Annotated in this window: 15 protein-coding genes; 10 read left to right on the top strand and 5 right to left on the bottom strand. The window is 59.7% G+C overall.

What is annotated here, in order from left to right; genetic code table 11:
* Positions 1-8 precede the first annotated feature (8 nt).
* From FE702_RS18885 to leuC, 4 genes are all read right to left on the bottom strand, one after another.
* Positions 9-818 (bottom strand): hypothetical protein, encoded by an 810-nt coding sequence (locus FE702_RS18885; RefSeq protein WP_346722163.1) that lies wholly within the window; start codon positions 816-818, stop codon positions 9-11.
* A 439-nt stretch (positions 819-1257) separates the two neighbouring features.
* Positions 1258-1848: an HdeD family acid-resistance protein gene (locus FE702_RS12865; protein WP_147126707.1), complete on the bottom strand. Its 591-nt coding sequence runs from the start codon at positions 1846-1848 to the stop codon at positions 1258-1260.
* A gap of 148 nt (positions 1849-1996) precedes the next feature.
* On the bottom strand, positions 1997-2602 hold the full coding sequence (leuD, locus tag FE702_RS12860; RefSeq protein WP_147126706.1) for a 3-isopropylmalate dehydratase small subunit: 606 nt from the start codon (positions 2600-2602) through the stop codon (positions 1997-1999).
* A complete protein-coding gene (gene leuC, locus FE702_RS12855) occupies positions 2602-4005 on the bottom strand; it encodes a 3-isopropylmalate dehydratase large subunit (RefSeq protein ID WP_147126705.1) in 1404 nt (467 codons plus the stop codon). The genes leuD and leuC overlap by 1 nt, the downstream gene beginning before the upstream one ends.
* Positions 4006-4270: 265 nt before the next feature.
* Here leuC and FE702_RS12850 point away from each other — a divergent pair, with 265 nt between their 5' ends.
* The 10 genes from FE702_RS12850 (at position 4271) to FE702_RS12805 (ending at position 13792) form a co-directional block, all read left to right on the top strand.
* Positions 4271-4870, top strand: a complete 600-nt coding sequence (locus FE702_RS12850) for an SOUL family heme-binding protein (protein WP_147126704.1) — start codon at positions 4271-4273, stop codon at positions 4868-4870.
* A gap of 51 nt (positions 4871-4921) precedes the next feature.
* Positions 4922-5671: a methyl-accepting chemotaxis protein gene (locus FE702_RS12845; RefSeq protein ID WP_147126703.1), complete on the top strand. Its 750-nt coding sequence runs from the start codon at positions 4922-4924 to the stop codon at positions 5669-5671.
* A gap of 108 nt (positions 5672-5779) precedes the next feature.
* On the top strand, positions 5780-7165 hold the full coding sequence (locus tag FE702_RS12840; protein ID WP_147126702.1) for a mechanosensitive ion channel family protein: 1386 nt from the start codon (positions 5780-5782) through the stop codon (positions 7163-7165).
* Positions 7166-7298: 133 nt separating this feature from the next.
* Positions 7299-7838, top strand: a complete 540-nt coding sequence (locus FE702_RS12835; RefSeq protein ID WP_147126701.1) for a hypothetical protein — start codon at positions 7299-7301, stop codon at positions 7836-7838.
* 215 nt (positions 7839-8053) lie between these two features.
* Positions 8054-8416: a ribosome silencing factor gene (gene rsfS, locus FE702_RS12830; RefSeq protein WP_488168918.1), complete on the top strand. Its 363-nt coding sequence runs from the start codon at positions 8054-8056 to the stop codon at positions 8414-8416.
* Complete coding sequence (gene rlmH / locus FE702_RS12825; RefSeq protein ID WP_147126700.1) at positions 8417-8887, top strand: 23S rRNA (pseudouridine(1915)-N(3))-methyltransferase RlmH; 471 nt, start codon at positions 8417-8419, stop codon at positions 8885-8887.
* Between the two features lie 60 nt (positions 8888-8947).
* Positions 8948-9787 (top strand): hypothetical protein, encoded by an 840-nt coding sequence (locus tag FE702_RS12820; RefSeq protein WP_147126699.1) that lies wholly within the window; start codon positions 8948-8950, stop codon positions 9785-9787.
* Positions 9788-9840: 53 nt separating this feature from the next.
* Positions 9841-11358, top strand: a complete 1518-nt coding sequence (gene gpmI / locus FE702_RS12815; protein WP_147126698.1) for a 2,3-bisphosphoglycerate-independent phosphoglycerate mutase — start codon at positions 9841-9843, stop codon at positions 11356-11358.
* A gap of 23 nt (positions 11359-11381) precedes the next feature.
* Positions 11382-12449 (top strand): murein hydrolase activator EnvC family protein, encoded by a 1068-nt coding sequence (locus tag FE702_RS12810; protein WP_255449677.1) that lies wholly within the window; start codon positions 11382-11384, stop codon positions 12447-12449.
* A 2-nt stretch (positions 12450-12451) separates the two neighbouring features.
* Positions 12452-13792: a S41 family peptidase gene (locus tag FE702_RS12805; protein WP_147126696.1), complete on the top strand. Its 1341-nt coding sequence runs from the start codon at positions 12452-12454 to the stop codon at positions 13790-13792.
* Between the two features lie 53 nt (positions 13793-13845).
* Here the strand turns inward: FE702_RS12805 and FE702_RS12800 are convergent, their stop codons facing one another.
* Positions 13846-14826 (bottom strand): NAD-dependent epimerase/dehydratase family protein, encoded by a 981-nt coding sequence (locus FE702_RS12800; RefSeq protein ID WP_147126695.1) that lies wholly within the window; start codon positions 14824-14826, stop codon positions 13846-13848.
* Positions 14827-14906 lie beyond the last annotated feature (80 nt).

The following is a 14906-nucleotide window of genomic DNA, read 5'->3' as shown; positions in this document are numbered from 1 at the left end:
CCAAAGCGTCAGGCAATAAGCCCGTCCTCGCCAAATTCGGCATAACGGCGGCGGCGCTTGTCCTCGATCATTTGCGCAACACGAGCCATCGCGATCCCGCGCATGAACAGACTTGTCGGCAAAAAGGCCCATGCGCTCATCGTCCAGATCAAGGTCTGCGGCGATTCAATCGACAGGGCCGTGAAGTTGGCCGACCCGATGGTCGCGACCGCCGGTATCAAGAATGGCAGGACAAATCCTAATGCCACGTTAACGCGCGCGTCCCGTTGCAACCGCTCGACAACGTCGCCACCGGCGGTGGGATCAAACGTCGGCAAATTGATATAGACGTTGAAGTCTCCGTGGCGGCTTGGCCACTTGTCGAGGCGCAGAATGATCAAGAACACGGCAAGAGAGGTCAGCGAGCAAAGATACGCCATGCCGGCCGCCGTGCGCACCATTTCGATGAGTTGCGGCGTCGCGTCCTCAGGCAGCATCAACACCACGTTGCGGACTGGTGAATACGGAAAATCTATCAACATCCCGATAATGCTACCGACCTCTGAGACAAACTCGGTCAGCGCCGTCGGATGCACCTTGCCGCGCGCAATCAAAGTCAGGAATACGATGGTGAAGAACAGCGACAGGAACCGCACCCGGTTAAACGGCGGGGCGTGTCGAAATTCTACAAAACTGGGATAGGCCGAACTGTATTCGACAAAGGTCAAAATCCCGGCAAAGACCGCGACTAGGATCGCGATCTGGGTCGCGTCATGTGTCACACCCGGCAATAGAAGCGACGGGGTCGCCACCATCCAGATGATCAAAAGGGAACGCAAAAACGCCCCTGGGAGCCGTGAAATCACTGCCAAACCCTCAATCATGGACGACGCCGATACGTTGCCGGTGTCTTGTCCCGTGTATTGATCCCGGCCTGCTGAACCGGGTGCCTCATTATTGCCCCGATTGTGCCCACTTTCACTTCGCCGGGCAAGGAACTGTTTTTACTAGCAGAAAGATTTTTGCAGTTTGCGATTAAAACTGTGGCATCAAGGGCGCGCCTTGGCGCTCAACGAAAATGTGGCACAGGTTGGGCAGCTATATGTTGTGTCTTCGCTGCCCTCCGCGTCAAAACCTACAAAAACAGGATTGGCAGCTAGTACACGGCTTTGTGTTACTCTTGCATCACGCACCGCTACGCTCGCTGAATTTTGCACATGCAAAAGGCCGCCCGAGCAACGCGGGAGCGGCCTCGCAATCTTGCGGTTTTATCCTGACTTACGCGTGTCGCGGTGTTCCGGCAGCGCTGTGGTCAGATCCCGGCATAACCGCTGGTGCGTCGGATGTGTCCGATGATGATGCCGACGGCGCCTTGCCGCGCCAACCCATGGCCACCAGTGCCGCGCCCATCGAAACCATCTCAAAGGCGATCACGATACCAAGGATGACAGCGCCCGCGCCAAACGCGCCAAACGCCATAAACAGACCCAGCAGCAGCGACGCGAATCCTGACAGGATCAGCACCCAGCGCGGCACGCCAAAGGATCCCCGATAGGCCATCCACAGGCGCGTGCCGCCAGAGGCCATTAAGACCGCGCCCACAAACAGGGTCAGCGATACGATGCCGCCGACTGGGTTGATGATAAAGCTCAGCCCCAGAACAATGCCCAGAACACCCATGGCAAGTTGCCACCAACGATCTGTCGCATCCTGAAACGCGGCCCACAGGCCAACACCACCCTGAATCAGAAAGAACCAGCCAACCGACAGGGTCGCGGCCAGTGATGCCGCCAGAGGGGCCAGAAGGGCGACAAAGCCGCCAACGATAAGAAAGACGCCCGAGATGAGCATCAAGCGAGGGGAAGTCATGATGTGCTCCTTCGATCTGTTGTCAAAGGAACGGGCAGGCGCACCGATTGTTCCAAACCAGACAGTCCGTCAGGGACCGAGCCAGCACCCTAAAACGCACAAGGCCGCCTATAAGGCGGCCTTGCTGAACCTCAATGTCGCATCAGGCTCACACCCAAGGGCGCGCCTGCGATGCCTGAGCTTCGAATGCATCAATGCTGGCCGATTTCTCCATCGTCAGACCGATGTCATCCAACCCGTTCAACAGGCAATGCTTCTTGAATGCGTCAACCTCGAACGCGATCACCTCACCGTCTGACGTGGTAACCTCTTGGGCCTCCAGATCGACGGTGATCCGCGCGTTCGAGCCCTTTTCAGCGTCTTTCATCAGCAACGCGTGCTCTTCTTCGCTCACCACGATTGGCAGGATGCCGTTCTTGAAGCAGTTGTTGAAAAAGATATCGGCAAAGGACGTCGAGATCACACAGCGGATGCCGTAATCCTTGATCGCCCATGGCGCGTGCTCACGCGATGACCCGCAGCCAAAGTTGTCACCAGCGACCAAAATCTCGGCCTCGCGATACTGCGGCTGGTTCAGCACGAAATCCTCGATCTCGTTGCCCTGACGATCATACCGCATCTCGTCGAACAGGTTCACGCCAAGGCCCGACCGTTTGATGGTCTTCAGAAAGACCTTCGGGATGATCATGTCTGTGTCGATGTTGACCAGCGGCATGGGCGCCGCGATCCCGGTGAGTTTGGTGAATTTATCCATCAGATCATCTCCCGCACGTCGGTGAGTTTGCCGGTCACAGCCGCAGCCGCCGCCATCGCAGGCGATACAAGGTGCGTACGGCCTTTGTAGCCCTGACGCCCTTCAAAGTTGCGGTTCGACGTTGCTGCACAGCGCTCGTGCTCGCTCAACTGATCAGGGTTCATGGCAAGGCACATGGAACACCCCGCCAGACGCCATTCAAACCCGGCCTCTTTAAAGATGTCAGCCAGCCCTTCTTCCTCAGCCTGTGCGCGCACAAGACCAGAACCCGGAACAACCATCGCGCGTTTCACCGCGATTTTCTTGCCTTTCAGGATTTCGGCTGCGGCGCGCAGGTCTTCGATCCGACCGTTGGTGCAGGACCCGATGAAGACGGTGTCGATCTCGATGTCGGTCAGCTTTTGACCAGGCTCCAGACCCATGTATTCCAGCGCGCGTTGCGCTGCGCCGACTTTGCCACCTTCAAAATCCTCTGGCGCAGGAACGGTCGCCGTGATCGGCAGCACGTCTTCTGGCGAGGTACCCCACGTCACGACAGGCTGGATATCTTCACCTTTCAGCGTGACGACCTTGTCAAAATGTGCGCCTTCGTCGGTATAGAGCGTTTTCCACCAGTCCATCGCGGCTTCCCATTGCGCGCCTTTCGGGGCGTGTGGGCGGCCTTTGACATATTCAAAGGTGGTCTCATCCGGTGCGATCAAACCCGCACGCGCGCCGCCTTCGATGGCCATGTTGCAGACGGTCATGCGCCCTTCCATGGTCAGGTCGCGAATGGCTTCGCCGCAGTATTCGATGACGTAGCCGGTGCCGCCTGCGGTCCCGGTCGCGCCAATCACCGCAAGCGTAATGTCCTTGGCGGTCACACCCGGCTTCAGCTTGCCGGTGATCTCGACCTTCATGTTCTTGGACTTCTTCTGGATCAGCGTCTGGGTGGCCAGAACGTGCTCAACCTCTGACGTCCCGATGCCATGCGCCAGCGCACCGAATGCGCCATGGGTCGCGGTGTGGCTGTCGCCGCAGACGACGGTCATACCTGGCAGCGTCCAACCTTGCTCTGGCCCCACAATGTGAACGATCCCCTGACGGACATCGGACACAGGATAGTAATGAATGCCAAATTCCTTGGCGTTCTTGTCCAGCGCTGCAACCTGAATGGCGCTGTCCTCGGTCATGTTCGACGGGTCTTCGCGGCCCGGCGTGGTCGGCACGTTATGGTCCGGAACAGCAATCGTCTTGTCAGGCGCATGTACCTTGCGGCCTGCCATACGCAGCCCTTCAAAGGCCTGCGGGCTGGTCACTTCGTGAACAAGGTGGCGGTCGATATAAAGCAGGCAGGTGCCGTCTTCGGATTCATGGGCGACATGTGCGTCCCAGATTTTATCATAGAGCGTCTTGGGGGCCATCGATGGGTCCTCCTGATACGTGAATTTGCGAATAGTGCGGGCGGGGCGTTGCGGTCACCCCTGCATGGCAGCGATCAGCGTAGTCGCGCGACAGCGGTCTTGGCGACACCAAAAAAAGCGCCATGGCATGCGCGAGCGGTCAGCGATGTCAAAGACTCGGTTCATTGCCCCGCGTCAATACGCCCTCCGCCTTGGTCGGGCAAGTCTGATCCACACGCCTATTTCCTGCGTAACCAGAGCAGATTGACACATTAGGAGTGCCGGCATGCCCGCATTCAAAGCTATTCAGGTTGGCATGTGCGCCGTTTTGATCGCCGCAAGCGTAGCCGCTGCGACCGAAGGAACGCGCTACAAAGGCTATGAGATGCCATCCTACACCGTGCGCTCGACACAAGGCGCGATCGAGGTGCGGGATTATGCCCCCCACATCCTTGCTGAGGTCACTGTCGAAGGGAACCGAAACCGTGCCATCGCGCGCGGATTTCAGGTCTTGGCGAACTACATCTTTGGCGGCAATGCAGATGGGGAAAAGATCGCCATGACTGTTCCGGTGGCACAGGCCCCCTCGGGCGGTAATTGGACCGTCAGCTTCATGATGCCCGCCGCCTTCACGCTTGACGATTTGCCCAAGGCGCAATCCGATGCTGTGCGCTTTGTGGAAACCGAACCGGAACGGCAATTGGTGATCCAGTTCTCTGGCCTGCGCACAGACCGTCGCATCGCCGATTACACCGAACAGCTTGTGACCTACGCGGCAAACCAGGGCTTCGAGATCATGGATGCCCCTCGTTACTATTTCTACGACGATCCCATGACGCCGCCATGGTCACGGCGGAATGAAATCGCGGTCCCAATCAGCGGCTAATTGCGGTCTTCCGGTCATCTGGCGTTAACCCAGAGCGCGTAGCGATTGCGCATGACCAGCTACGATGTCGACTTTGAAATAGATTTCCCTACTGCCACCCTGCGCGGCCGCCCGGATGAGGCTGCCTTTTCGGCCATGGCAGGCATAGCGTTCTTGTTGCGCACCCATGCAATCCGCATGGGAATGTTCACCTGCATTGCGAAGATCAGCGAAGATGTCACGTCGCAAGCCGCTGCGCTAGCAGGGGCCAAGCGCGCGCATGCTGGATACATGACTCTATTGGGTGGCATCAACGGATCGGGGCGCTCGGACCATTTGCACAAAGGCGCATATGTCTGGATGCGCGGTATCGCTGATCAGTTTCCAGACAGCCTGCGTGTCTTGGGCGAACTTGGCCGGATGGGTGGCAACGTGATCCGCGCGCTGGAAGGTCCCGACCCGATCAGCGTGCCAGAGGTCGAAACGCTGATCAGCTACACCTATGCCGAGTTTCATTTCAAAGCTGTGGCCATCGCCGACGCACTTGATGCGTCCTACCAAGCCATGGTCGTTGACGAACGCAAGCGCGCCATGTCGGCCCGTGCCGCCGCAGGAGAGGCCATGGACCGGATCGACAACATCAGCCGAACGGTCCGCCTGATAGCGTTGAACGCGGCCGTCGAAGCCGCCCGTGCAGGCGATGCAGGTCGCGGCTTTACGGTGATCGCGCAGGAAATCAAATCGCTATCAGAGGCGACCGAAGCCGCCAGCGGCGATGTTCGTCGGAGCATGGAGGACATAGTTCAAAACCTGCGTCACTGACACAAAGGCCCCGCCTCAAACCGCGAAACACCGCCAGTTTTCAGCGGTTTGGGAACATTTTGCAGCAAATTGCGTTGCTATGAAAACGTCGCTGCGCAACGGTTGCCCATGTTTTATCCTTTCCAAACCCTGCCTGTTCCCGAAAGCCTGCCCGATCCCGCCCGCGAGTTGCTGACAGAGGCGCTGTCGTCAGGCCAAGGGTTTTTGGCCGGGTTGTTGCGCCCGTGGAACGCCTACCAGCTTTTGATTGCCATCGGGCTCTATATCGCAGCTTGGCTCTTGGCACGCTATCTGGGCCCGCGCATCCGCACATGGCTGTCCAATCGGAAATCGTGGCCGCTTTGGCGGATCAAATCGGTTCTGGCGATCCAGCAACGGTTGGCGGGCATCCTGTTCGTCGTGTTGATCTGGACGGTCGTCTGGACGATGCGCGAAATCACGTGGCCGTCGCGATCCTATCTTCTTGGCATCATCGGCACCTTGGCCTTTGCATGGATCATCGTTGCCCTTCTGACCCGGCTGATCCGTAACCCCTTTCTACGCGGCGTCTTTCAGTATGGTGCATGGGCCTACACGACGCTGTTAATCACAGGTTTGTTGGACGAAACCATTGCCGTGCTGGACGCCGCCGCCGTGTCGGTCGGCGACGTGCGCCTGTCTCTCCTGACGGTGATACAGGCTTTCATCAGCTTGGCGGTCGTGCTGACATTGGCACGGTTTTTCACGCGCACAACGTCGCAACGCATCCGCCAGTCTGAGGACATGTCACCTTCGATGCAGGTGCTTGTGGTCAAGGCGCTGCAAATCCTGTTTTACGGACTTGCCCTCTTCTTCGGCCTTCAGGCCGTTGGCATCGACCTGACCGGCTTGGCTTTCCTCTCAGGCGCCATCGGCGTTGGCTTGGGCTTTGGCTTGCAAAAGGTGGTGTCGAACCTCGTTTCGGGCGTGATCATCCTTCTCGACAAATCCATCAAACCCGGCGACGTCATCAGCCTTGGCGACACCTTTGGCTGGATTCAGACTTTGGGTGCACGCTACGCCAGCGTCGTGACGCGGGATGGTAAGGAGTACCTGATCCCGAACGAAGACCTGATCACCAATCAGGTGGTGAATTGGTCTCACTCGGACCAGTTTGTCCGGCTCGATATCTTTTTCGGCGTGGCCTACGGCGATGACCCCCACCTCGTGCGTAAAATCGCAGTCGAGGCAGCAAAGAGCGTGGATCGCGTCCTGCATGACCGAACGCCCGTCTGCCACATCGTCGGATTTGGCGACAGCAGCGTGGACTACATTCTGCGGTTCTGGATTCTCGATCCGACCGACGGCCTGACCAACATTCGCGGCAACGTCTATCTGGCGCTCTGGGACACGTTCAAAGAGCACGGCATTTCCATCCCGTTCCCGCAACGCGAAGTGCGGATGGTGGAACCACCGTTGACCGCCGACGGCGCCATCCCGGATACCGAACCTACGGAAACAAAAACAATCCGCTAAAGATCAGAGAATTGTCGCGCAAACCGCCCCTAATCAGGGCGGGTCGTTGTCCGGTGAAAGATTTGACCCTACGCTATCCGGGACGGACCGTGGTCCCGAATTGCTCATGTCTATTTCGCCAAAGGGGTGCCGCATGGCCAAGCCAATCCCATCCATTGTTTGCGCTCTTGGTCTGGTATCCGCCTGCGGGTTTGTCGATTTCGACACCGTTCGCGAATTCGCTGATCTCTCACCGCTGACAGCCGATCCCGCCGAAGTGACCGTGTTCCTCGACCTGCCGCAGGGACTGGGGATTTTGCCGGGGTCTGCCAATGTTACCTTTGGCGCTGATCGCAGCGACTCAGGTGAATCCGATCGTGAAATCTACATTCTGCAGACCGTGGAAATCGACGGTCTGACGGGGCTTCGGATTGATCCGGTGGATTGGCCAAAGTTCCGCGGCCAGCAGCTGCGCCTGCGCGCGTGGGAGGCTGAAGCCCCGCGCGCGACCGAGGGCGTCTTTGCCGTTGATGGCGAGCCCTGCGCATTTGGTCCCGGCCCTGCGCCGACTGCGACTGCGTCGGTGTTCGTTCAACTCGCGTCCGGCGACGGTCGACGCCCATTGATCGACAATGCTCCGGTATCAAGCTGGTTCAGCACGGCCGACCTTGCTGCATTGCCGCCTTGCGGCTGAAACTTGGCCTGCCGATCGGTGAAATGTTGCGCATTGGGCACGCCTTAGGGGTGTGTGCCCGCATGGTCGCACCCGTGAATCATTGAGATTCCACACAACGCTTGCTATTTTCCAATCATCCCAGGCTGCCGGGTAAAAGGCAGCGTCGTAAGGAGGACACTGTCCTGTCATTGCTGTCTGAAGCGGGTGCGCCCGCAGACAAAGGGTCCTTGCCCGTGGCCGGGTCCCAACAGAAAGTCACCAGCGAAGGGTTGCTGACCCTAATCGTGACCACCCTTTCCGAAGAAAAAGCCGAAGACATCGTCGAGATTGACCTGCGCGGGAAATCCGAAATGGGCGATTACATGGTCGTGGCCTCTGGCCGGTCGACCCGTCAGGTCTCGGCGCTTGCGGACAAGATCATCGAAAAGGCCAAGTCCGAGGCAAACGTGTTCTCACGTGTCGAAGGCAAGGCAACCGGTGATTGGGTTCTGATCGATACAGGCGATGTGATCGTGCATCTTTTCCGTCCAGAAGTCCGCGACTTCTACCAGATCGAAAAGATGTGGATGGACCCTGCCGACGCGCCAAAGGCGTAAATGCGGGTCCATATATGCGCGGTGGGCCGCCTCCGGGCGGGCCCAGAACGCGCGTTGATCGAAGACTACCGAACCCGCTTTGACCGAACTGGGCGGGGTTTGGGTCTCGGTCCCTTGTCCATCACAGAAGTAGAGGATCGCAAGTCCGGCGGCATGGCGGGCGAAGCCCCGTTATTGCGCAAAGCGATCCCCAAAGGCGCTGTCATCTGCACAATGGACGAGCGCGGCACCGTGATGACGTCCCCGAAATTTGCCGAGCAATTGGCCCGCTGGCGCGACAGCGGACGCAGTGATGTGGCCTTTGTCATCGGCGGCGCAGACGGCATTGATCCATCCTTGCGAGCCGAGGCTGACACTTCGCTGTCCTTCGGCAAAATGGTCTGGCCGCACATGCTGGCGCGCGTGATGCTCACCGAGCAACTCTATCGCGCCGCCTCAATCCTGGGCGGCAGCCCCTACCACCGCGTTTAGGGCTTTGGGGCGACAGCCCCTCGGATGTACACTCGCGGCATTTGATGACGCGAGGTGCCTATGATTTCCGCCAAGAACCTTGATTTCCACATCGCCCCGACCGAGCTTTTCCCCGATTGGGGCAAAGTGTCGGGCCTTGATTGGGGCGCTATGGGTGCAGGCTTCCAACCGGTCGGCGTTGAGGACTGCGGCGAGGGCCTGCTCAATCAGGCCTACAAAGATCAGATTGAACTCAAACCCATCGTCATCACTTCGACCTATTCCCCATTAGGCCGCAAACTGCCCAAATTGAGAGACGACCGGATCCGCCGTCTATCCAAACGCGCAGGCGTCAAAACCGAGGGCGAACTGTTCGGCGCCCTGACCAATCAGTTCCCTTCAGTGACCCTGCCTGTTCCCAAGGCTGACTTTCAGAAATCCCGCCTCAAGGATCACCGGTCCATCCCCGGCTATAACCGCCTCAATCGCTACATCCTGCTCGTGCCCAAGGGAAAGAACCCATATGACGACTGGCTCATGCTGTGCCTGCCAGACCGGGTGCAATGGTCACGATATTTCGTGGGGACCTGCGGCAAGCGGGTGCGCCGACTGACAATGATTGGCTATGGTGGATATGACGTGGTGCCGGGACCGTTTTCCCCGATGAAGCCGACGAACAGCTGGGTCACGCTTCAAAACGATGTCTTTGGCGCTGGCTTTCAGGATGCAACGCATCGGAGAACGCATCCCCTGTGGGCGAAACTTGAAAAACGTATCCGTGCCATGAAGCGGCGGGCGCGCAAACTCAGCCCCACCGCCAAGCCGAACAACTTCGCCTTCTATGATTGGCCCAGCGAAGCTGGTGAACGGTCCAGAACAACGGCAGAGCAACGGCTACTGGCAAAGACCTATGGGCGGTAGACGCCCGTGCGCGCTTTGGTAGAAGGGCGACAAGCCACCTCGGAGTCCGCGCCATGAGCATCCCTAAACCCGTCGTCCTGTGCATTCTTGATGGCTGGGGCGACGCGCCCGACGGTCCCGGCAACGCACCAGCCCGTGCAGCAACACCCACCTTCGACCGCCTTCGCGCGACCTGCCCCAACGCACAGTTGGTGACCCACGGCCCCGACGCGGGCCTGCCCAGCGGCCAGATGGGCAATTCCGAGGTCGGGCATACCAATATCGGGGCGGGTCGTGTGGTAGCCATGGACCTTGGCCAGATCGACCTGAGCATCGAAGATGGTAGTTTCTTCGAAAACGATGCCATCCTCGATTTCTGCAATGCCTTGCTGGAAACCGGCGGGCGCGCGCATCTGATGGGGTTGGTGTCTGACGGCGGGGTGCATGGGCATATCACCCATATCCAGGCGGCGGTGAAACTGCTGACGGACATGGGCGTGCCGGTTGTCCTGCATGCCATGACCGACGGTCGTGACGTAGCCCCGAAATCCGCCGATGCCTATGTCGCAACGCTTCAAGACAGCCTACCCGATGGCGCCACCATCGGCACCCTCACGGGCCGCTACTACGCGATGGATCGCGACAACCGGTGGGAACGGGTGTCAACCGCGTACAACGCCATGGTCTTGGGTCAGGGCGAAACGGCCAGCAGCGCCGCTGAGGCCGTCGAAAACGCCTATGGCAAAGACGTACTGGATGAGTTCATCCCCGCCACAGTGATCGGCGACTACGCTGGCATGACCGCTCAGGACGGCCTCTTTTGCCTGAATTTCCGCGCCGACCGCGCCCGCGAAATCCTTGCCGCGATCTGTGCCCCTGATTTTGACGCCTTTGACACCGGCGACCGGCCTGCGCTTGCTGCGCAGCTTGGCATGGTCGAATATTCCGATGCGCATAACGGCTACCTCGCGACCGCCTTTCCCAAACGTGAGATCGTGAACACCCTTGGCGAGTGGGTCGCCAAACAGGGCAAGACCCAGTTCCGCCTCGCCGAAACCGAGAAATACCCGCATGTCACCTTCTTCCTGAATGGCGGGGTCGAGACGCCCTATGCGGGGGAAGACCGCTTCATGCCACCCTCCCCCAAGGTCGCGACCTATGATCTGCAACCCGAGATGTCCGCCGCAGAGGTGAGCGCCAAGTTCGTTGAAGCCATCCACAAAGGTTACGACCTGATCGTCACCAACTTTGCTAACCCGGACATGGTCGGCCACACAGGCGATGTTGATGCGGCCATCGCCGCCTGCGAAGCCGTGGACCGTGGCCTGGGTCAGGTGGTCGAGGCGTTGACTGCAACCGGTGGCGCGATGATTGTCACCGCCGATCACGGCAATTGCGAAGTCATGATTGATCCCACCGATGGTGGGCCACACACCGCTCATACGACCAATCCAGTCCCCGTGATCTTGTTCGGCGGGCCGGAAGGTGCCACGCTCCGCAATGGACGGCTCGCCGACCTCGCGCCCACATTGCTGGCGCTGATGGGGCTCGAGACACCGCCGGAAATGACAGGGCGAACACTGATCGAATGAGGCAGCTTCTTTGGGTTCTCACCATGCTTCTGGCTGGGGCGGGCAGCGTATCGGCCACCGCCTCGGACGAAGCACGCGCCGCCATGGCCCAACTGGACGCAGCCAACCGGCAATTGGAAGCCGCCCAAGGCGCGCGCGACCGCGTCGCCGCACTCACTGAAACGGTCAAAGCCTTTGAACAGGGCCTCGCGGCCATTCGCGCAGGTCTGCGCAGCGCATTGCAACAGGAAGAAACCCTGACCCGTCGCCTCAACGCAAAGGAAGCCGAGGTCGCAAGCCTGCTGGGTGTGCTTCAGGTCATGGGTCAGTCTGCAGAACAACAAATCCTGCTCCACCCGGATGGCCCGATGGGCACGGCGCGCTCAGGTATGATCCTGACCGAGATCACGCCGGTTCTACAAGCCGAGGTCGATGTGCTGCGCCGAGACCTCGAAGACGTTGAAAATCTGCGCATCCTGCAACAGGACGCCGCCGCACGCCTGCGCGATGGACTAACCGAGGTTCAAGAGGCGCGCGCCACGCTCGCGCAGGCCATCGCCGACAGGACACCTTTGCCAAAACGCTTTACGGCCGATCCAGTGAAAACTGCTGTTCTGATCGGGGCCGCTGAAACGCTGGATGCCTTCGCGAGCGGCGTCGCAGAGATCGCCGTTGATGAAGTGGCGCTGCAACTGCCCACCGCCCGGCGACTGCTTGGCATGCTCAAGGACCCGGTGCGCGGCACGCTCCTGCGCGCCTTTGAAGAGGCTGATGCCGCTGGTGTGACGCGTCCCGGCATGATCCTCGCCACGAGGCCCCGCGCGCTTGTCACCAGTCCTGCGGCGGCCACCGTGCGTTATCAGGGTCCGCTCCTCGACTACGGAAACGTGATGATCCTTGAACCCGCACAAGAGCTTTTGGTGGTGCTCGCAGGATTATCTGAGGTATATGTGCTGACCGGAGATGTGGTGCAGACTGGCGCACCACTTGGTCTGATGGGTTCCGGCGCAGATGGTGCTGGTACTGATCGCAGCGAAACGCTTTATATCGAAGTCAGGCAATCGGGCGAGCCGGTCGATCCGGCCCCGTGGTTCGAGACAGCTAGGGAGTAGCTATGCGGAAATTCATCTTGGCGGCAGGGATCGGCATTCTGACAGGCGCGGTGGCCACCACGCAGGTCGCTGGTCCATTGCTGGCCCAGACCCGTGACGATCAGGCAAGTGTGTATGAACAACTCGACCTATTCGGCGACATCTTTGAACGCATCCGCGCGCAATATGTCGAAGAAGTCGAAGAAGGCGATCTGATCGAAGCAGCCATCAACGGCATGCTCACATCGCTTGATCCGCATTCCTCTTACCTGTCGCCACAGGATGCCTCAGACATGCGTGTTCAGACACGTGGTGAGTTTGGCGGTCTGGGTATCGAAGTCACACAGGAAGAAGGCTTTGTGAAAATCGTCGCCCCGATGGACGGCACACCTGCAGATGAGGCAGGCGTCGAAGCGGGCGATTTCATCACCCATGTCGACGGTGAGGGTCTTTTGGGCCTAACGCTGGACGAAGCGGTCGAAATGATGCGCGGCCCGGTTGGGTCGGAAATCATCGTGACCATCGTCCGCGAGGGCGAAGATGAACCCTTCGACGTGTCCATCATCCGCGACACAATCAAGCTGACCGCGGTGCGCACCCGCACCCAAGGTGAAGCCGTCGTTTTGCGCGTGTCGACCTTTAACGACCAGACCTATGAAAACCTCCGCGACGGCATCGTTGAAGCGGTCGAAGAGCAAGGCGGTATCGACAACGTCTCTGGCTTTGTCATCGATCTGCGCAACAACCCCGGCGGTTTGCTCAGTCAGGCGGTCGCCGTCTCTGACGCGTTTCTGACCAAAGGTGAAATCGTCTCGACGCGCGGTCGCACCCCGCAGGACGCCGAACGCTGGAACGCCGCGCCTGACGATCTGGCCGAAGGCAAACCCATCGTTGTCTTGATCAACGGTGGCTCCGCCTCGGCTTCGGAAATCGTTGCAGGCGCCCTTCAGGATCACCGCCGCGCGGTGGTCATCGGCACCAAGAGCTTTGGCAAAGGCTCGGTGCAGTCGATCATGCCGTTGCGCGGTGGCGGTGCCATGCGTCTGACGACGTCGCGCTACTACACGCCATCGGGTCGCTCCATTCAGGCGCTTGGCATCTCGCCCGACATCGTCGTCGAACAACCCCGCCGCCCCGTCGAAGATACAGGCGAAGAGGAAGAGCGCCGCGACCGTTCCGAGGCCAGCCTGCGCGGCTCGCTCGACAATGACAGCCTGAGCGAAGACCAACGCCGCCTGATCGAAGAGGAACGCGCCGCCGCCGAGGCCGCCGCAGACCTCCGTGAAGAGGATTACCAACTGGCCTATGCCATCGACATCCTCAAAGGTTTGCAGGCACTGGGCCCGGCAGGTCAGGTCCAGTAACGGCCACAACTCAACACAACAAAGGGCGGCTCATCGGGCCGCCCTTTTCACGTCTACCCATGCTCCACCGGATACGGCCCGCGTTCAAATATCCGGTCATGGTAGCCTTTGGTCCCCACTTCCCGAGCGAGTTTCGACCCCAGCGCCACGCCCTCCCGCATCTGCAATAGCAGATGCGCAAAGGTGATCCGTGGTCGCCAACCCAGCTCCTTCTGGGCAAGGCGGCTGTCATACACACGACCCAACATCGGCGGCAGCCGCCAGTCCCGCGCGGCAAACAGCGCTTCGGCATCCGGAAACCGCACGCGCAAGAGCGCCGCTGCATCCGTTGCCAAAGCGTCGAGATCAGTTGGTTTAAACGGCGTCGGCGCGGAAATGACATATCGGCCAAAGCCGACATCGGCATTCAGCGCCGCCAAGTGCGCTGTCGCCGCATCAAGGAGGTCCACACGACGATGCAGGAACTCATTCACCTTGAGGTTCCAGTCATCCCATTCGGCACGGGCCGCAGCACTGTCATCCTCTTCCGGGAAGAACCGAGATGTGCGCAGGATGACAATCTCCATCCCATCGCGCCGGTGGAAAAGCTCGCACAAGTCCTCGGCCGCCGTCTTGGTGACGCCATAGATGTTCTTGGGGACCGATTGCACAGTTTCATCAATCCAAACCGCCTGCCCTTTGCGCCCCACCAAGGCGGCACCAAAGGCGCTTGTCGTCGACGTCATCACAAACCGCCGAACACCCACGTCCCGTGCGGCCTCCAACAACGTCAGTGTTCCCTGCACATTCGTCTCGACAAACGCCGCGCGCGAATGGGTTGCGACATGCGGCTTGTGCAAGGTCGCGGTGTGAAGAACCTCGGTAACGCCTTGCGCCATGACATCCGCCACCAAATCCGGGTGGGCGATTGATCCAACAACATGGGTGAACGGACCGGGTTTGATATCCATTCCGACCGCGCGCACACCACGCCGGCCAAGCAGACGCATCAACGCCTCGCCCAAGTGCCCCGAACTGCCAGTCACCAGAATCATGGACCCAGCCTACGCGACGCGACCGACCCGCAAAGAACAACCTTTTGCACACCGCCCATTCGCCCTATCAACACCCCATG

The sequence above is a fragment of the Shimia ponticola genome (genome assembly GCF_007995215.1).
GTDB lineage: Bacteria > Pseudomonadota > Alphaproteobacteria > Rhodobacterales > Rhodobacteraceae > Shimia_B > Shimia_B ponticola.
Note: the sequence above shows the minus strand (reverse complement) of the source record. Positions and strands in the feature narration are given on the sequence as shown.